Below are 18,311 nucleotides of genomic sequence, written 5' to 3'. Positions count from 1 at the left end.
GGCTGCTAGGGCAGCGGAATCAATATCTTGAAATCGGTTCGGCCCGGGACGCTGTCGCACTCGATCACGCCGTGATGCTGTTGCACGAAAGTTTGTGCAAGCGTCAATCCAAGCCCTGTCCCGCCTTCCCTGCCCGAGACGAGCGGATAGAAGATACGGTCCTTGATCGTGTCCGGCACACCCGGTCCATTGTCGATGACATGCAATTCCAGTGCCAATCGATACCACTGCTTGTTGAATATCACCTGCCTGGCGATGCGGGTCTTGAAAGTGATCTGCGCATCGCCCGCGGCGCGGCGCTCGGCCAGCGCCTGCGCCGCGTTGTGCACGATGTTGAGCGTGGCCTGGATGAGCTGCTCGCGGTCGCCGCGGAATTCGGGGATCGACACGTCGAAGTCGCGCTCGATGTGCAGGTCGCGCGGGAACTCCGCAAGAATGACCGAGCGCACGCGCTCGCAGACTTCGTGGATGTTCACGTCGCCCACCACGTGCGGGCGTCGATGCGGTGCCAGCAGCCGGTCGACCAGCGTCTGCAGCCGGTCGGCCTCGTGGATGATGACCTGCGTGTATTCGATGAGGTCGCGCGACTCGACCTCCATCTGCAGCAACTGCGCCGCGCCGCGAATGCCGCCGAGCGGGTTCTTGATCTCGTGCGCGAGATTGCGGATGAGTTCCTTGTTGGCCTGCGCCTGGTCGAGCAGGCGTTCCTCGCGGTCCTGGCGCACCTGCTGCTCGAGCGGCGACATCTCGATGATGAGCTCGCCCGGCTTGTCGCCCTGCGCCAGCGTGACTTGCACCGGCATCAGCTCGTGGTTGACGCGGCGCAGGAAGGCTTCATAACGCAGCGTGGCGAAGTCGTTGCTGCGCGCCCCGTCGATGGCGGTGCGAAGCACGTGCGGCTCGTGAAAGCAGGCACCGAACTGAGAGCCTTCGAGCGTGCGGCGCGACGTGCCCAGCGCGTCTTCGAGGGCGGCGTTGGCAAACAGCACCGAACCGTTGGTGCTGACCACCGCAATCAGCGTGGACAGCAGGTCGAAGGACTGAAAGCGCGGAGTGGCGCCGGACGCCTTCTTCCCGAACGCCATGGCCCTACTGCTTGGCCGGCAGGCGGCCGAGTTCGCGGCGGATGCCCGCGATGTCGCTCTCGTTGCGCGCCAGTTCGGCTTTCATTTCAGCCACGCGGTCGAGGTACTTCTGGTAGTTGCGGCCTTCGCTGCCCTGCTTCTCGGGCTCGCCGTTGTTGTATTCCTTCTTGAGCTCCGCCTGGCGGGCCTCGGCCTTCTTGAGTTCGGCTTCGAGCACCGAGCGGGCTTCACCGTCGCGTGCGCGCTGGTCGACGCCCTCGACGCGCGGACTGCCCGCGGGCGCACGGGAAGCTGCCGGCGCCGAGTTGCCGCCGGCCGAACCACCGCCCGATGGCTTGGTGCCCTGCACCACCGTGACGTTGCCGCCTTCCATGACCTTGCAGCCCTTTTGCTGGGCGATGGTCGAGTTGTTGGTGTATTCATTGCCGCAGCGCCACACGCGCTCCTGGGCGAGCACGGGCAAGGCGGCCAGCAATGAACCGGCCAGGAAAATGAGAGAAGCAGTCTTCATGAGAATCGATCTTGGCGCGACAAAGGTGCATTTTCCTGCAATTCGACGCCACTGGTGACAAGATGTTCCGCGCCAAGCAAAAAGGACGGGCAAGCCGTCCTTTTCGAGTTCATTCCAGCAACACCGCGAAACCGGCTCTGCCGGGCCGCCGGTGTTGCCCCCTCGAGGGGGAGGCGGCGACACGAAGTGCGCCGCTTCGGGGGTGGGCCAATTACAGCGAGTAGTACATGTCGAACTCGACCGGATGGGTCGCCATGCGGAAGCGCGTGACTTCCTGCATCTTCAGTTCGATGTAGGCATCGATGTAGGCATCGGTGAACACGCCGCCCTTGGTCAGGAACGCACGGTCCTTGTCGAGGTATTCCAGGGCTTGGTCGAGGCTGTGGCACACGGTCGGGATCAGCGCGTCTTCTTCCGGCGGCAGGTGGTAGAGGTCCTTGCTGGCAGCTTCGCCCGGGTGGATCTTGTTTTCCACGCCGTCGAGGCCGGCCATCAGGAGCGCTGCGAAACCGAGGTACGGGTTCATCAGCGGATCGGGGAAGCGTGCTTCGACGCGGCGGCCCTTCGGGTTGGCCACGAACGGGATGCGGATCGAGGCCGAGCGGTTCTTGGCCGAGTAGGCCAGCTTCACCGGGGCTTCGAAGCCGGGCACCAGGCGCTTGTAGCTGTTGGTGCCGGGGTTCGTGATGGCGTTCAGGGCCCGGGCGTGCTTGATGATGCCGCCGATGTAGTGCAGCGCGAAGTCCGACAGGCCTGCATAGCCGTCGCCTGCGAACAGGTTCTTGCCGTCCTTCCAGACCGACTGGTGCACGTGCATGCCCGAGCCGTTGTCGCCGACGATGGGCTTGGGCATGAAGGTGGCGGTCTTGCCGTAGGCGTGGGCCACGTTGTGGATCACGTACTTCTGCAGCTGGACCCAGTCGGCGCGCTGCACCAGCGTGCTGAACTTGGTGCCCAGTTCCATCTGGCCGGCATTGGCCACTTCATGATGATGCACTTCGACCGGGATGCCGAGCGATTCGAGCACCAGGCACATTTCCGAGCGCATGTCCTGGAAGCTGTCGACCGGGGGAACCGGGAAGTAGCCGCCCTTGACCGCGGGACGGTGGCCGGTGTTGCCGTGCTCGTATTCCTTGTCGGTGTTCCACGAGGCTTCTTCGGAGTCGATCTTCACGAAGCAGCCCGACATGTCGTTCTTCCAGCGCACGCCGTCGAACACGAAGAATTCGGGTTCCGGACCGAAGTAGGCGGTGTCGCCCAGGCCCGAGGCCTTCATGTAGGCCTCAGCACGCTTGGCGAGCGAACGCGGATCGCGCTCGTAGGCCTTGCCGTCGGCGGGGTCGATCACGTCGCAGGTCAGGATCAGCGTCGTTTCTTCGAAGAAGGGATCGATGTTGGCGGTGTTCGGGTCGGGCATGAGCTGCATGTCCGAAGCCTCGATTCCCTTCCAGCCAGCGATGGACGAGCCGTCGAAAGCATGGCCCGAAGTGAATTTGTCTTCATCGAAAGCCGAGACGGGCACGGTCACGTGCTGCTCTTTGCCGCGGGTGTCGGTGAAGCGGAAGTCGATGAACTTGACCTCGTTTTCCTTGACGAGCTTGAGTACATCGGCGACGGTCTTTGCCATCAGTTTCTCCTGAGTTGGATGGTGGTTAGGAATACAGGGACGGAGGATGCAGTTTCTATGCCATTGTCGCCGCTCGTCGAGAGCCTTCCGCAGCGGCCGCAAACCCCAAAAAAAGGCGAAAAGTCACCAAATTGGTGCAATAAAAACTATCGCACCAATTCCGGGCCAAGCCTCGCATCATAGGCGTGCAGGCCCTCGATCAGTTGCGCGTAGGCGGCATCCAGGTGAACTGGATCGCCCTTCACGCCGAGTTCGATGTGGCGGCCGTACTGCGGATGGTCGACGCTCGGCAGGCTGAACACCTTGATGCCGGCATGCGCCGCTTCGATCGCCTGCATCAGCGGGGTGAGCGTTGCTTCCATGGCGCCAAAGACGATGACCGACTTCTCGGCCGACTTGCCGCTGGAAAACATGTGCGCATAGCGGCTGTCGAGCACCGACTCGATCATGGGCCAGGCCATCACCGGAAAGCCCGGCACGAAATGGACGTGCTCGACGCTGAAACCCGGAATCTTGTTGTACGGGTTGCGGATGATCGTGGCGCCCTTCGGGAACACACCCATGTTGAGGCGGTGAATGTTGTCGGGCCGGTCGGGCTCGTAGGCAATGCCCTGCTCGCGCGCGGTGTCCTGCATGCGCTCGCGGATCAGCAGTTCCGCCTCGGGATGCAGCTCCAGCGGCACCCCCAGGGCCTGCGCGGCGCATTGCCGCGTGTGGTCGTCCGGCGTGGCGCCGATGCCGCCGGTCGAGAAGACGATGTCGCCCGAGCCGAAGGCGCGGCCGAGCGCGGTGGTGATGCGCGCGGGCACGTCGCCCACGTATTCGGCCCAGCCGAGTTGCAGGCCGCGCGCGGCGAGCAGTTCGATGACCTTGGGCATGTGCTTGTCGGCACGCTTGCCGGAAAGGATTTCGTCGCCGACGACGATCAGACCGAATGCGCGGGTCATGGGGATTTCCAATGGGAGAGAAGGGCCTGATCGGCCTCGGCCGCGGGTAGGCCGTCGGTTGGGCCGGATGGAGCGTCGGAGGCGCCGCGCTGCGCGCGCAATTGCGCCAGGGCATCGAGGCAGTAATGGCCGAACCAGAGCGCCGAGAACGCAAACACCAGCGTGTAGATCCAGATCGCGAGCGGCACCAGCACGAAGAAGGCGGCGGCAAACAGCAGGCCGGAGGCCCAGACGATGCTGGGCGCCGCGCCCAGGTAGCCGCACAGCACCCCGATGCACAGCAGCGGCAGCCGGTGCGCGCGCAGCAGCGCGGCACGCTCTTCAGGGCTTGCGTGCTCGGCCAGCGCGTCGAAGCTCATCACGCGGTAGGTGAGCCAGCCCCAGATCAGCGGCGGCAGGATCAGCACGAGCGGCGGAATGAGCCAGAGCGGCATCGAGACCACGAGCGCGAGCAACGCCAGCAGCGTCAGGCCGAGCGAGCGCGCAACGCTGCCGAAGAAGGACGCGCCTTTCTTGCGTTCGAGCGCAGGAAAGCGGCGGTGCGCCACCAGCGCGGTGAGCGGGCCCGCCATGAGCCCGGCCACGATCAGCAGCGAAACCACCACGATCACCGGCGTGGCGGCAAACACCACCACCAGCGGGGCCAGCACGGCCGTGACGTCGCCCGAGAAGAGCCGCCCGATCCAGCTCCAGAAGCTCGACAGCAGCGGCCAGGCGTCGAGCGCGTCGCGGGTCCAGGCGACGGTCGCGTCCCAGTAGAAATAGCCGAAGCCTGCGGCCAGCAGCACCATCAGGCCCAGCGGCAGCAGCGACAGCACGATCACGCGCGGCAGCATGCAATAGGCGACCGCGCGCCAGAAGGAATCGAGGAGCAGGCGCATTGGGTGCGAGGATAACCGGGCCGGTTCGGGACCGGCGCTCAGCCGCGGCCGGCCATCCGCTTGAGCCCGAGCCACTGCTGGGCCCAGAAGCCGCGCCCGTAGTCGCGCACGCGGCCGTCCGCGCCGGGCTCGACCTGGTCGCGAATGCCGGTGGGGTCGTAGCGCTCCTCGAAGTTCGCGGTGCGAAAAAGCATGTCCCACCACGGCAGCAAGACGCCGAAATTGCACCCGCCCAGCGTATGCGCACCCCGCGATTCGTGGCCCAGCCCGATGCTGTGGTGCAGCCGGTGGAAGCGCGGGCTGATCCACAGCCGCTCGCCGATGGCGCCGAAACCGAGCCTGAGGTTGGCGTGCTGCAGGCTTTCGCTGAGCTGCGTGAACGCCACGAACGCAATGAACTGCCCCGGCGCCACGCCGATCAACTGCGCGACGATGACGATGAGCGTGTCGTGGACGATGTCGTCGAGCAGATGGTTGCGGTCATCGCTCCACATCGTCATCTGGCGCTGCGAATGGTGCAGCGAATGCAGGCCCCACCACCACCTGAACTGGTGCTGGCCGCGGTGGATCCAGTAGCCCACGAAGTCGAGCACCACGAGATAGATCGCAAAGGCCACCCACGGCACGTCGGTCACGCCAGGCCAGGCCTCGTCGAGGTGGAAGGTGCCCCAGCCCGCGGTACGCACGAAGCCGATGGCCTCGTCGAAGAGCGGCTCGAGCGTGAAGAACATCGCGAGCCGGAACAGGCCCAACCGATGGATCAGCGTGTAAAGCACATCGATGCGGATCGCGCGGCGGTCGGTGACCGGCTCGACGGCGCGCCAGCGCTGCAGCGGACCGATGACCGCGAGCAGCACCACGACCTGGATCAACCCGACCAGCAGCCAGCCGGTGGCGTCGAAGGCATCCTCGGTCCAGCCGCCCAGGCCCACCGCAAACACCAGCGGCTGGACCAGCGCCTCGAAGAACCAGCCCTGCAGCGCGGAAAAAGCGTCCGTCAACCAATCCGTCATGGCGGCAGCCTCAGGGGTGGGATGCGATCCAGGCGCGGTACTGCGGATGCTGGCGCAGCGTCTCGAAGCAGAAGCCCCTGGCCTTGAGGCCGACGATCAGCGGTTCGAGATTGGCCGGCGCCCACGGATCCTTGCGCGACCAGATGCCCAGGTGCGCGAGCAGGATGTCGCCCGGGCGGATGCTCTCCAGCGCCTGCGAAAGAAGCTTTTCATTGCTGAACTTCTCGCTCGGCAGTTCGTCCCCCAGGAAGCCGGCCGGCGACCATCCCACATGCTCGAAGCCGCAGGCCTTGGCCGCCGCCAGCAGCCGGGGCGAGGTCTTGCCGCCCGGTGCACGGAACAGCGGCAGCGGTTTCTTGCCGGTGATGGCAGCCAGCCGATCGGAGGCCTTGCCGATGTTGGCGCAGTATTCGGCCGCGCTCCAGGTGAATTCGCGCCCCGCCAGCGCCCCTGCCGTGGGCTTGATGCGGAAGCTCGGCGCCACGCCCTTGAGGTCGCCGCGCCAGTATGCGTGGTCGTAGGTGTGCGAGGCGAATTCGTTGCCCTCGGCCGCCCTCGCCTTCCACCACGGCGCCCAGTGGCTGTCGAGGCTGTCGCCGTCGGTCTGGGTGCGCTCGGCGGCGGCAAAGAAAGTGACGCGGACGTCCTGGCGCTTGAGCACGTCGGCCACCAGCGGTGCCACGCCCATGTGGCCGGTGTCGAAGGTCAGGTAAACCGGCTTGTCGCAGGAAGCGCCTTGCTGCTGCGCCCAGGCAGCCGGCATCGCCGCCAGGGCGATCGCCAGCAGGGCTGCGGCCCGGCCGCTGCGGCTAGGTGCGCTTGCCATGGTCCAGCGTCCAGACGCCGTGCGGCGAGCGGCCGACGTTGACCTGGCGCACGAGCTTGTTGTTCACCAGGTCCACCACGCTGAGCTTCTTGGCCCAGCGCGAGGTGACATACAGCGTCTTGCCGTCGGCCGACACGTCCATGCAGTCGGGCCCGCCCGGCACCGGGTAGACCGCGCCGACCTTCAGCGTCGCCAGGTCGATCCGGCTGATGGTGTTGGCCACCCGGTTGCTCACGAACACGCTCTTGCCGTCGCCGGCCGAGCGGAAGGCATGGGCGCCCTTGCCGGTCGGGATCTTGCCGACCAGCTTCGGCTCGGCGCCGGCCACGTCGAACACCTGCACGCCATCGCTGCCGGTCAGGCCGACGAGCAGGGTCTTGTCGTTATGGATGCCGAAGATGTCGGCCGGCATGGCACCGGTGGCCACGCGCCAGCGGACGGTCTGGGTGGGCAGGTCGATGGCGATCAGCTCGTCGCTGTCCTGCATCGTCACGTAGGCGATGGTGCTGGTGTTGTCGATCCAGATGTGGCTCGGGGTCTTGCCCGATGCGATGCGCTTGGCCAGCTTCAGGTCCTTGCCATCCCAGCGGTAGATGTCGACGTGGTTCAGGCGGTTGCCCGCGGTGACGAACCACTTCATGTCGCGCGAAAACTGCAGCTGGTACGGATCGATGATGCCGTAGACCACGCGCTGCACCTCGGCCGTCCTGGGGTTCAGGAAAGTGAGCGAATCGCCCGCCGAATTGGCCACGATGACCGACTTTTCGTCGGGCGTCATGTAGAGGTGGTGCGGCTCCTTGCCGGTGGCGATGCGCTGCTTTTCGGTCCAGTCGGTCGGACTGATCACGCTGACGCTCGCGTCCAGCGAATTGAGCACGAAGATCGGCGGGGCTTCAGGCGGTGCGGCGGCGGCGGCTTGCGCCAGCCAGACCGCGAGGCATGAAAACAGGAAGGCCGGAAAGCGGCCATTCGGTCGGGCAGGAAATCGCAAGGGAAAGGTTCCGAGAGAGAGCTGGGAATCTTAACGGCCGCGCCTTAAGACTGGCTGACCGGGACCACGCGCTTTCTTGCCTTATTTCGGCGCTTTCGGGGGCTTGGCGGGCGCCCGCAGCGCTGCGACCTGCTCGGCCGTGAGCCAGCGCCACTGGCCGGCCGCCAGGTCGCCCGGCAGCGCCAGGTCGCCGATGCGGGAACGGTGCAGCCCCTCGACCCGGTTGCCGACCGCCGCCAGCATGCGCTTGACTTGATGGTACTTGCCCTCGGTCAGCGTCAGCCGCAGGTGCAGCGGGCTGTCGGACTCGCAGGCCGCCGCGCGCACCGGCTTCGGATCGTCGTCGAGCACCACGCCGGCCAGCAGCTTTTCGATCTGGACAGCGTCCACCGGGTGCTTGGCCGTGACTTCGTAGACCTTGGGCACATGGTGCTTGGGGGAACCCATCTTGTGGATGAACTGGCCGTCGTCCGTCAGCAGCAGCAGCCCTGTCGTGTCCTGGTCGAGCCGGCCGATGGCCTGCACGCCCTGCACCGCGCCCTTGTTGGGCCGAAGCCGCAGCGGCGACGGCAGCAGCGTGTAGATGCTCGGGTAGGTCGAAGGCTTCTGCGAGCACTCGGTGCCGGCGGGCTTGTGCAGCATCAGGTAGGCCTTCTCGTGGTACGCCCACTCGGTGCCCTGCACCGTGAAAAGCAGGCCTTCGGGATCGAGGTCGGCGAAAGGATCGTCCACCACCTCGCCCGCGATGGTCACGTGGCCTTGTTGAACCAGCCCCGCGCACACGCGACGTGTGCCGAAGCCCTGGGTGTAGAGAATGTCTTGCAGATGCATGGGAAATGAAAAAGGCGGCCGCGCCGGCGTGGCACGACCGCCCCCTGAGTTTGCAGGATCAGTACCCGGCGGCGAGGCCGGTGTTGCGGCGCGGATCGTTCGCGCCGTAGAAGCGGTTGGCGCCCACCGGCTTGCCGCCCAGCGAGGGCGCCCCGACGATGATCGCTGCGAGGTGGTTGGCCGGTTGGGGCACGCCCAGGTTGTGGCCCATGTCGGTCAGGATCTTGCGGGTATCGGGGCTCAGCGCAAAGGTTTCGACGTTGGTGACATCAGGCAGCCATTGCTGATGGAAGCGCGGCGAATCCACGGCTTCCTGCACGTTCATGCCATAGTCGACCACGTTCAGGATGGTATGCAGCACCGCCGTGATGATGCGGCTGCCGCCGGGCGTGCCGACCACGAACACCGGCTTGCCATCCTTCGAGACGATGGTCGGGCTCATCGAACTCAGCGGGCGCTTGCCCGGAGCGATGGCATTGGCCTCGCCCTGCACCAGGCCGTACATGTTGGGCACGCCGATCTTCGCGGTGAAGTCGTCCATCTCGTTGTTCAGCAGCACGCCGGTCTTGTCGGCCGTGACCTTGGCGCCGAACCAGTCGTTGAGCGTGTAGGTGACCGAAACCGCGTTGCCCTGCTGGTCGGTGATCGAATAGTGCGTTGTGTTGCTGCCTTCGTGGGGCGCGACGCCGGGCTTGATGTCCTTGGAGACGCCGGCCTTCTTCGGGTCGATGGCGGCGCGGATCTTCTCGGCGTAGCCCTTGTCGAGCAGGCGGTCGAGCGGGTTCTTCACGAAGTCGGGGTCGCCCAGGTAGCTGTTGCGGTCCACGTACGCATGGCGCATGGCCTCGATCTGGTAGTGCACCGCCTCGGCGGAGCGAAAGCCCAGGTCCTTGAGCGGATAGCCCTCGAGGATGTTGAGCATCTCGCAGATGATCACACCGCCCGAACTCGGCGGCGGCGCCGAAACCACCTTGTAGCCGCGGTAGTCGCATTCGACCGGCGCCAATTCGCGCGTCTTGTACTGATCGAGATCGGCCTGCGTGATGATGCCCTTGCCGGCCTGGCTCGACGCCACGATGGCCTGCCCGACCCAGCCCTTGTAGAACCCGTCGACACCCTTGGCGCTGACGGCGCGCAGCGTCTTGGCGAGGTCTTTCTGCACCAGCTTCTGGCCGACCGCGAAGGGCTCGCCCTTGTTCAGGAAGATGGCGCCGGAAACGGCATCTTTCTTGAAGTCGTTGGTGGAGGTGCGCAGCATGTCGACGTCGCCCTGCTCCAGCGCAAAGCCTTTTTCGGCCAGCTGGATCGAGGGAGCGATCAGCTGGTCGCGCTTCATGGTGCCGTACTTCTCGCGCGCGTATTCCATGCCCGAGACCGTGCCCGGCACGCCGACCGCAAGATGGCCGTTGGTGCTCAAACCCTTGATGACGTTGCCGTCCTTGTCGAGGTACATGTTGGCCGTGGCAGCCAGCGGGGCCTTCTCGCGGAAGTCGAGGAAAGTCTTGCGGCCATCGGCCAACTGCACGGTCATGAAGCCGCCGCCGCCCAGGTTGCCTGCCGCCGGATAGACCACCGCCAGCGCGTAGCCCACGGCCACCGCCGCATCGACGGCGTTGCCGCCGCGCTTGAGCACATCGACGCCGACCTTGGTGGCCAGGTGCTGCGCGCTCACGACCATGCCGTGCTCGGCCGCTACAGGCGCCTGCGACGCAGCGTTCGAGGCGCTAGCGCCCGCGAGCAGGAGCGCCGCCGCCACGGCGGTGCGCAAGTTCGGAGTCCAGTGGAGGTTCTGCATGGGTGAATTTCCTCTTTTGAGTTCGATGGGAACGGTAACGGTCATGCGACGAGCAGCGCCTTGCGCCGCAGGGCCGCCAGGCCAAGCACCACCTGCTGCCGTGCGAATTCCTGCAGGACGGATGGATCGGTCAGCGGCTTGTCATTCTGGATGAAGCGCAGGCGGCCGGCATCCACTTCGTTGGCCAGGTGGTCGGCCAGCATGGCGTGCGAATGCGCGCCATCGAGCAGCGGCAACAGGCAGCGCTCGAGCGCTGAAAGCCCCACGAGTTCGTGCCACTGGTTGCAGACGTTCGCCGCGCTTCCGGCCGACAACGCCAGGCCGGGCGCACTGCGCACCAACGGCAGCGCCCGCGGCAAGGCAGAGACCTCCGCGGCGGCGTGCACCGGCGCGCGCCGGACGCGCACGGCGCCGAGGATCACCAGTTCCTCGAGCATCGACAGCACTGCCGGCTCGACCGACGAACGCGGCTCGCCCAGCAGCGCGAGTACCGCGGCAACCAGCCGCTCGAATGACACGCTGGCCGGGTAGTGCGCTTCAAGCACCTGCGCCAGGGCCTTGTGCACCGGCAGCCGCAGCGTCACCGTCAGGTTGCGCAGCGCATTGCATGGCTGCTCGCGCGCATCGAGCGTCAGCGCGCTGCCGTCCGCAGCGGAGAACACGCCGGCAAACTCGAAGCCGCTGATGCGGGCTGGGTCCAAGCGGTAGCGGATGTCTCCGGCGCGGCCCTGCTTCACCAGCAGCGTCTGGCGGAACGTGCGATTCACGAGGAAGTCGAGATACTGCTCCATCAGGACCTGGCTGCCGCCGCACTCGCGCAGCAGCGGCTCGCGAACCTTCTCGCCGTAGTTCTGGACGAACATCGTCGACGGCTCCGCCTCTGCCAGGTAGCTGAGGCCATTCGCCTCGGCGCGCGCCACGAACTCCTTGAAATAGCAAGGTGCGTTGCAGGGCTCGAGGAACTCGTGCAGCAGGTAGGAGCCGTTGGCCCCGCGCACGATCGGCATCGTTTCCTCGAGCGTTTTGCCGAGCACGCTGCCGGGTCGCGCCGACTGCTCGAGAAATTCGAGCATGCCGCGCGCATAGGACAGCTTTTCCTCCGGCGTGTCACGCGGGCCGCCGCGCAGGATCATCGCGTCGCGCACGATCTCCCTCGCCTTCCAGCCGGGGTAGACGTTGTAGCTGACATAGGCAACGCCATCGGGTGCCAGATTCTCCGAGCACACGCGCAGGATCGCGTCCTGCACCGGCCCCGGCACCCAGCTGTAGACGCCGTGGCAGATGATGTAGTCGAACTGGCCGAACGATGCATCGATCTCGGCCAGATTGAACGCCCGCAGCTCCACATTCGACAGCCCGGCACGCGCAATGGCCTCGCGGCCCTGCGCGACCTGCACCGTCGACAGATCGAGGCCCAGGGCGCTGGCTTCGGGGTGGCGCGCCGCAAACGGAATCAGGTTGCCGCCGGCCGCGCAGCCGAGTTCCAGCACGCGCGCGGTGGATGGGGCCGGTGCTTCGAGGCCGAACAGAAAGGCAATGGCTTCCAGGTGCTCTACGGCGGTTTGCGGGAAAGGGTGCGACTCGTAGGGCACCGCGTCGTAGTAGCTCGTGAGCGTGGAGGTCAGTGAATCGGGCACGGCGTCCTTTGGAATCGAGGCCGGCCGCAGCACCCTTTGCCAAGGAGAAACAGCGGCCATGGTGTGTCAGCTCCCGCTGACTATAGCCTCGCGCCGGGCAAAAAAAAGCCAACCCGTCGAAGGCTGGCTTTTTGCGGTGGATGGTGGAGCTGGGGGGATTTGAACCCCCGTCCGCAAGCCTTCATCGCGCAGTTCTACATGTTTAGTGATCTGATTTGAGTCTCGCTTCCGGAGTCGCGCAGTCACACGCTAAACCGGACGCCAGCACCCTATTTTCTCGCCCCGACCCAAGGTACCCGGATCGGAGCCAGCCCATGTAATTATCCTTGCAGCCGGGAGGTCAGGATTGCTCCAGACCCCCTTGCCCAGCCCATCGGCCAACTGTTGCAAGGCTCACTGGCAATTAAGCAGCGAGTGCGAAACGTTCGTCGTTTGCAGTTAGTTTGTTTGAATCTGTTTTACGAGCGCATTCAGCTCGACATGCCCCGCTGCGACTCCGAACCCACGTCGAAACCAGTGCAGCCCCAAGCCCACCATTTTAGGCCGGGTTGAGGAATTGCAAGAGCTCCAGGGGCGAAGTAATTGCGGCATCGGCCTCCCAGAGGGTGGCGTCCGCCTGCGGCCCCATGTAACCATAGGTAGCCGCGATGGTCCGCATGCCCGCGGCCCGGCCCGCGATGATGTCGCGTTCGTCGTCCCCCACGTAGATGCAGGCGCTGGATGGAATTCCAAGCCGGCGTGCTGCTTCATGCAGGGGCTCGGGGTGCGGCTTGGCGTACGGCGTGGTGTCGCCGCTCACGATCGCGCCGGCACTGTCGAAAAGCGGAATCGCGCGCGTCAGCGGATCGGTGAAGCGTGCCGACTTGTTGGTGACCACCCCCCAGGCCAGGCCGCGCGCCCGGATGGCATCGATGAGCGATGGCACCCCGTCGAACACCTGCGTGTTGAGCAGCATGCGGTTTTCGTAGGCGACGAAGAACTCTTCCCTCAACGCAGGAAATTCCGGCGCTTCGGGCGTGATGCCGAAAGCCACACCGAGCATGCCCCGGGCACCGGCTCCCGCCATGAACCGATAGCGCTCCAGGGGGTACGACTCGAGCCCGCGATCCGTGCGCATCTTGTCGGCCGCGGCGCCGAGATCGGGTGCGCTGTCGATCAGCGTGCCGTCCAGATCGAACAGCACGGCCTGGATTGCTGCGGCCGTCACGTCTGCGAACCCGACAGCGCCGGCTTCTGCGTGGCGAACATGTAGTTGACGCTGGTGTCGGCACTGAGCCAGTAGCGCCGCGTCAGCGGGTTGTGTTCCATGCCGCGCGTGTGCCGCAGGTCGAGGCCGGCGGCGCGGCAGTGGGCCGCCAGTTCGCTGGGACGCAGCAGCTTCGCGTACTCGTGCGTGCCGCGCGGCAGCATGCCCAGAACATATTCGGCACCGACGATCGCAAGCATGAACGACTTCAGGTTGCGGTTGATCGTGGAAAAGAACACCCAGCCACCCGGCTTGACGAGCGTGGCACAGGCCTGGACGATCGACGCGGGCTCGGGCACGTGCTCCAGCATTTCCATGCAGGTGACGACGTCGAAGCTGCCGGGCTGCTCCGCAGCCAGCGCCTCGGCACTGACTTCCCGGTACTTGACGCCCTGGGTTCCGGCTTCGAGGGCATGCAGGCGCGCCACCTTGAGCGCTTTGCTCGCCAGATCGATGCCAAGCACGTCCGCGCCCTTTCGGGCCATCGAATCGGCCAGAATGCCGCCGCCGCAGCCGATATCGAGCACCCGGCGCTGCGAAATCGGCGCAATACCGTCAATCCATTCCAGTCGCAATGGATTGATTTCATGGAGCGGCCGGAATTCGCTGTCCAAATCCCACCAGCGGTGGGCAAGCTCCGAAAACTTGGCGAGTTCCGCCGGGTCGGCATTCACATGATCTGTCATGCCGTGATTATGAAACGGAGAATGCGCCGGCGAGCATCCACGGGTACCCCATCCGCGCCCGAAGAAATTCAGTGGGCATAAAAAAACCCCGCCGAGGCGGGGTTTTCTTTTAGCGATTCAATCGAATCACTTGTTGGCGCGGGTGCCAACCACTTCGATTTCCACGCGGCGGTTCTTGGCGCGGCCTTCCTTGGTGCGGTTGTCCGCAACAGGCTGCTTCTCGCCCTTGCCTTCGGTGTAGACGCGGTTGCGTTCGATGCCCTTCGAGACCAGGAAGGCCTTGACGGCTTCGGCGCGGCGCACCGACAGACGCTGGTTGTAGGCGTCCGAACCGATCGAGTCGGTGTGGCCCACGGCAATGATCACTTCGAGGTTGACGTCGCGGATCTTCGAGACCAGGTCGGTCAGCTTGGCGCGACCTTCGGGCTTGAGAACCGACTTGTCGAAGTCGAAGAATGCGTCGGCAGCGAAGGTGACCTTCGAGGCAGCCACGGCCGGCGGCGTCACAGCAGCAGGCGGCGTCACAGCGGCAGGAGGCGTAACGGCGGGAGCCGGAACCAGAGCACCGTCGCAACCGGCGGCGGCAGTAGCCGGCGTCCAGTTGGCATCACGCCAGCACAGTTCGTTCGTGCCGTTCTTCCAAACCAGTTCGCCGGTGCCGTTTTGCCAGTTGTCGATCGTAGGACCGCCGTCCGCAGCGGTGACACGGGTCTGCGCGCCGGCGGCAGTGGCGAGCGCAGCGACTGCAAACATCATCGCCACTTTATTCAGTTTCTTCATGGTTCTCCTCTTGGGGAAAAAGCCGCAGCCGCGCTGCGAATCAAGGACGCTTTAAGTGACCACCACCCAAAACGTTGAGGCGATTGTGCCATAGGGTCTTTGGCAAACAGGCCGCTGGACACCCCGGAAGCGTAGGACGGAGGCGGAATAGCGGCCTTGTGTTGCGGCGGTGCGACACCCCTCAGAGCGTAAAATTTCGCCTTCCTGCCGCCAGCCTCTTGCTCAATGACTTCCTTCGCCAAAGAAACCCTGCCCATCAGTCTCGAAGAGGAAATGCGCAGCAGCTATCTCGATTACGCCATGAGCGTGATCGTGGGCCGGGCGCTTCCCGATGCGCGCGACGGCCTCAAGCCCGTGCACCGGCGTGTGCTGTATGCCATGCACGAGCTCAACAACGACTGGAACCGGGCCTACAAGAAGTCTGCCCGTATCGTGGGCGACGTGATCGGCAAGTACCACCCGCACGGCGACCAGTCGGTCTACGACACCATCGTGCGGCTGGCGCAGGACTTTTCCATGCGCCATATGCTGGTCGATGGCCAGGGCAACTTCGGGTCGGTCGACGGCGACAACGCGGCCGCAATGCGGTATACGGAAATCCGGCTGGCCAAAATTGCGCACGAAATGCTGGCCGATATCGACAAGGAAACTGTCGATTTCCAAGACAATTACGACGGCTCCGAAAAAGAACCAAAGGTCCTTCCGAGCAAACTGCCGAATTTGCTGGTGAATGGCTCCGGCGGTATTGCGGTGGGCATGGCCACCAATATTCCGCCGCACAATCTCAATGAGGTGGTGGACGCCTGCCTGCACTTGCTGCGCAATCCGCAGGCCACCATCGACGAGCTGATGGAAATCGTGCCGGCGCCCGACTTCCCGACCGCCGGCATCATCTACGGCATCAATGGCGTGCGCGATGGCTACCGCACCGGCCGCGGCAAGGTCGTGATGCGCGCCAAGTGCCACTTCGAGGACATCGACCGCGGCCAGCGCCAGGCGATCATCGTCGACGAGCTCCCCTACCAGGTCAACAAGAAGACGCTGCAGGAGCGCATGGCCGAGCTGGTGCACGAAAAGAAGATCGAGGGCATCAGTCACATCCAGGACGAGTCCGACAAGTCGGGCATGCGCCTGGTCATCGAGCTCAAGCGCGGCGAAGTGCCCGAGGTGGTGCTCAACAACCTGTACAAGCAGACCCAGTTGCAGGACACCTTCGGCATCAACATGGTGGCGCTGGTGGACGGCCAGCCCAAGCTGTGCAACCTGAAGGACCTGATCGAGGTCTTCCTGCAGCACCGCCGCGAAGTGGTCACGCGCCGCACCGTCTTCACGCTGCGCAAGGCGCGCGAACGCGGCCACGTGCTCGAAGGCCTGGCGGTGGCGCTGGCCAACATCGACGAGTTCATCCGCATCATCCGCGAGTCGCCCACTCCGCCGGTCGCCAAGGCCGAACTGATGACCCGCAGCTGGGACAGCAAACTGGTGCGCGAGATGCTCACGCGCTCGCGCGCGGACGGCGGCGTGGTCAATGCCGACGACTACCGCCCCGAGGGCCTGGAACGCGAATTCGGCATGGGCTCGGATGGCCTCTACCGCCTGTCGGAAACGCAGGCCCAGGAAATCCTGCAGATGCGCCTGCAGCGCCTGACCGGCCTCGAGCAGGACAAGATCGTTGCCGAGTACAAGGAGGTCATGGCCGAGATCGACGACCTGCTCGACATCCTGGCCAAACCCGAGCGGGTTTCGGTCATCATCGGCGAAGAACTCGGCACCATCAAGCAGGAGTTCGGCCAGTCCAAGCTCGGCGCGCGCCGCAGCCTGGTGGAGCACAGCGCCTACGACCTCTCGACCGAAGACCTGATCACGCCCACCGACATGGTGGTCACGCTTTCGCACAGCGGCTACATCAAGAGCCAGCCGCTGAACGAGTACCGTGCGCAAAAACGGGGCGGACGCGGCAAGCAGGCCACCGTCACCAAGGAAGACGACTGGATCGACCAGCTCTTCATCGCCAACACGCACGACTACATCCTGTGCTTCTCCAACCGCGGCCGGCTGTACTGGCTCAAGGTGTGGGAAGTGCCGGCGGGTTCGCGCGGCTCGCGCGGGCGCCCCATCGTCAACATGTTCCCGCTGCAGGAAGGCGAGAAGATCAACGTGGCGCTCGCCCTGACCGGCGAGAAGCGCAATTTCCCAGCCGACCAGTACGTGTTCATGGCCACCTCCATGGGCACGGTCAAGAAGACCACGCTCGACGAATTCAACAACCCGCGCAAGGGCGGCATCATTGCGGTGAACCTCGACGAGGGCGACTACCTCATCGGCGCCGCGCTCACCGACGGCAAGCACGACGTGATGCTGTTCAGCGACGGCGGAAAGGCGGTGCGCTTCGACGAGGAAGACGTGCGTCCGCTGGGCCGCAACGCGCGCGGCGTGCGCGGCATGTCGCTCGATCCGGGGCAAGGCGTCATCGCGATGCTGGTGGCCGAGGACGAGCAGCAAAGCGTGCTCACCGCCACGGAAAATGGTTACGGAAAGCGCACAAGCATTACCGAGTACACGCGTCACGGCCGCGGAACCAAAGGCATGATTGCGATTCAACAGAGTGAGCGCAACGGCAAGGTCGTTGCCGCCACCCTCGTGCATGCGGACGATGAGATCATGCTCATCACCGACAAGGGCGTGCTCGTGCGCACCCGGGTAGCCGAGATTCGTGAACTGGGTCGCGCAACGCAAGGCGTTACGCTGATCGGGCTCGACGAAGGCGCCAAACTCAGCGGGCTACAACGTATCGTCGAAAACGACGCCAACGGCGAGAGTGAGCCTGGCGCAGACGATACTTCCTCATCTTCAACGGAGAATCCTCAGTGAAAAAATTCAAGCTCGCACTTCTGACCGTCGCCCTGGCCGGCAGCTCCATGGCCGCCATGGCGCAGGACAAGGCTGCGCTCATCAAGCAGTTCATCGACGTGCAGCGCCCCGGCATCGAATCGCTGGCCCGCGGCCTGGTCGAGCAATCGAGCGCCCCGATCGCGCAAGCCGGCTCGCAGTACCTGCAGACGCAAGTGCCCGAAGCCAAGCGCGAATCGGCCGCCAAGGCTGCCGACGCCGAACTCAAGAAGTACTTCGACGAGGCGTATCCGATCGTGCGCGACAAGGCCGTGCAACTGGCACCCGGCGCCCTGACCCCGCTGCTCGAGCAGAACTTCAGCGAAGACGAACTCAAGCAGCTGCTGGCCTGGATCAACTCGCCGCTCAGCAAGAAGTACCAGGACCTCAACCCCAAGATGCAGACCGCGCTGACCGAAAAGCTCGTGAGCGACACGCGCGCCACCATCGAGCCGAAGATGCGCGCGCTCGACGAGAACGTCGCCAAGGCCCTGGGTGCACCGACCGGCGGCTCGCAAGGCGCCGCTCCCGCCAAGGCACCGGCCAAGGCTCCCGCCAAGAAGTGA

At 65.0% G+C, this 18,311-nt stretch carries 16 protein-coding genes and 1 other RNA gene; 2 read left to right on the top strand and 15 right to left on the bottom strand.

The window, feature by feature from the left end; translation table 11 throughout:
* Positions 1-5: 5 nt before the first annotated feature.
* The 15 genes from glnL to ompA form a co-directional block, all read right to left on the bottom strand.
* Positions 6-1,085 (bottom strand): nitrogen regulation protein NR(II), encoded by a 1,080-nt coding sequence (gene glnL, locus FB547_RS10205; protein WP_145741822.1) that lies wholly within the window; start codon positions 1,083-1,085, stop codon positions 6-8.
* 4 nt (positions 1,086-1,089) lie between these two features.
* Positions 1,090-1,596 carry a hypothetical protein gene (locus FB547_RS10200; RefSeq protein WP_145741820.1) on the bottom strand — a complete coding sequence of 169 codons (507 nt, stop codon included), beginning with the start codon at positions 1,594-1,596 and terminating at the stop codon, positions 1,090-1,092.
* 211 nt (positions 1,597-1,807) lie between these two features.
* Positions 1,808-3,223, bottom strand: coding sequence for a type I glutamate--ammonia ligase (gene glnA, locus FB547_RS10195; RefSeq protein ID WP_012746775.1), 1,416 nt, complete (start codon positions 3,221-3,223; stop codon positions 1,808-1,810).
* A gap of 146 nt (positions 3,224-3,369) precedes the next feature.
* Entirely contained in the window at positions 3,370-4,170 is an 801-nt protein-coding gene (locus FB547_RS10190; protein WP_145741819.1) for a competence/damage-inducible protein A, read from the bottom strand.
* A complete protein-coding gene (locus FB547_RS10185) occupies positions 4,167-5,051 on the bottom strand; it encodes an EI24 domain-containing protein (protein ID WP_145741817.1) in 885 nt (294 codons plus the stop codon). Before FB547_RS10185 ends, FB547_RS10190 begins: the two co-directional genes overlap by 4 nt.
* A 38-nt stretch (positions 5,052-5,089) precedes the next feature.
* Positions 5,090-6,064 (bottom strand): sterol desaturase family protein, encoded by a 975-nt coding sequence (locus tag FB547_RS10180; protein WP_145741815.1) that lies wholly within the window; start codon positions 6,062-6,064, stop codon positions 5,090-5,092.
* Positions 6,065-6,074: 10 nt separating this feature from the next.
* Entirely contained in the window at positions 6,075-6,890 is an 816-nt protein-coding gene (locus FB547_RS10175) for a polysaccharide deacetylase family protein (protein WP_145741814.1), read from the bottom strand.
* Positions 6,874-7,881, bottom strand: a complete 1,008-nt coding sequence (locus FB547_RS10170; protein ID WP_145741812.1) for a YncE family protein — start codon at positions 7,879-7,881, stop codon at positions 6,874-6,876. Before FB547_RS10170 ends, FB547_RS10175 begins: the two co-directional genes overlap by 17 nt.
* Before the next feature lie 81 nt (positions 7,882-7,962).
* Positions 7,963-8,712, bottom strand: coding sequence for a pseudouridine synthase (locus FB547_RS10165; RefSeq protein WP_145741811.1), 750 nt, complete (start codon positions 8,710-8,712; stop codon positions 7,963-7,965).
* A gap of 58 nt (positions 8,713-8,770) precedes the next feature.
* Positions 8,771-10,507 (bottom strand): gamma-glutamyltransferase, encoded by a 1,737-nt coding sequence (gene ggt / locus FB547_RS10160; RefSeq protein WP_145741809.1) that lies wholly within the window; start codon positions 10,505-10,507, stop codon positions 8,771-8,773.
* A gap of 41 nt (positions 10,508-10,548) precedes the next feature.
* Entirely contained in the window at positions 10,549-12,204 is a 1,656-nt protein-coding gene (locus FB547_RS10155) for a class I SAM-dependent methyltransferase (RefSeq protein WP_261380252.1), read from the bottom strand.
* Between the two features lie 81 nt (positions 12,205-12,285).
* Positions 12,286-12,670, bottom strand: a transfer-messenger RNA (tmRNA) gene (ssrA, locus tag FB547_RS10150).
* A gap of 12 nt (positions 12,671-12,682) precedes the next feature.
* A complete protein-coding gene (locus FB547_RS10145) occupies positions 12,683-13,351 on the bottom strand; it encodes an HAD-IA family hydrolase (RefSeq protein ID WP_145741807.1) in 669 nt (222 codons plus the stop codon).
* Positions 13,348-14,076: a bifunctional 2-polyprenyl-6-hydroxyphenol methylase/3-demethylubiquinol 3-O-methyltransferase UbiG gene (gene ubiG / locus FB547_RS10140; RefSeq protein ID WP_145741805.1), complete on the bottom strand. Its 729-nt coding sequence runs from the start codon at positions 14,074-14,076 to the stop codon at positions 13,348-13,350. Before ubiG ends, FB547_RS10145 begins: the two co-directional genes overlap by 4 nt.
* A 126-nt stretch (positions 14,077-14,202) precedes the next feature.
* Entirely contained in the window at positions 14,203-14,856 is a 654-nt protein-coding gene (gene ompA, locus FB547_RS10135) for an outer membrane protein OmpA (protein WP_145741803.1), read from the bottom strand.
* A gap of 225 nt (positions 14,857-15,081) precedes the next feature.
* On the opposite strand from ompA, the gene gyrA reads away from it, so the two are divergent.
* A complete protein-coding gene (gyrA, locus tag FB547_RS10130; RefSeq protein WP_145741802.1) occupies positions 15,082-17,727 on the top strand; it encodes a DNA gyrase subunit A in 2,646 nt (881 codons plus the stop codon).
* Positions 17,724-18,311 carry a DUF2059 domain-containing protein gene (locus FB547_RS10125; RefSeq protein ID WP_124956859.1) on the top strand — a complete coding sequence of 196 codons (588 nt, stop codon included), beginning with the start codon at positions 17,724-17,726 and terminating at the stop codon, positions 18,309-18,311. The genes gyrA and FB547_RS10125 overlap by 4 nt, the downstream gene beginning before the upstream one ends.

Source organism: Variovorax beijingensis (assembly GCF_007828835.1).
Taxonomy (GTDB): Bacteria; Pseudomonadota; Gammaproteobacteria; order Burkholderiales; family Burkholderiaceae_C; genus Variovorax; species Variovorax beijingensis_A.
This window is presented reverse-complemented; position numbering and strand designations above follow the sequence as displayed.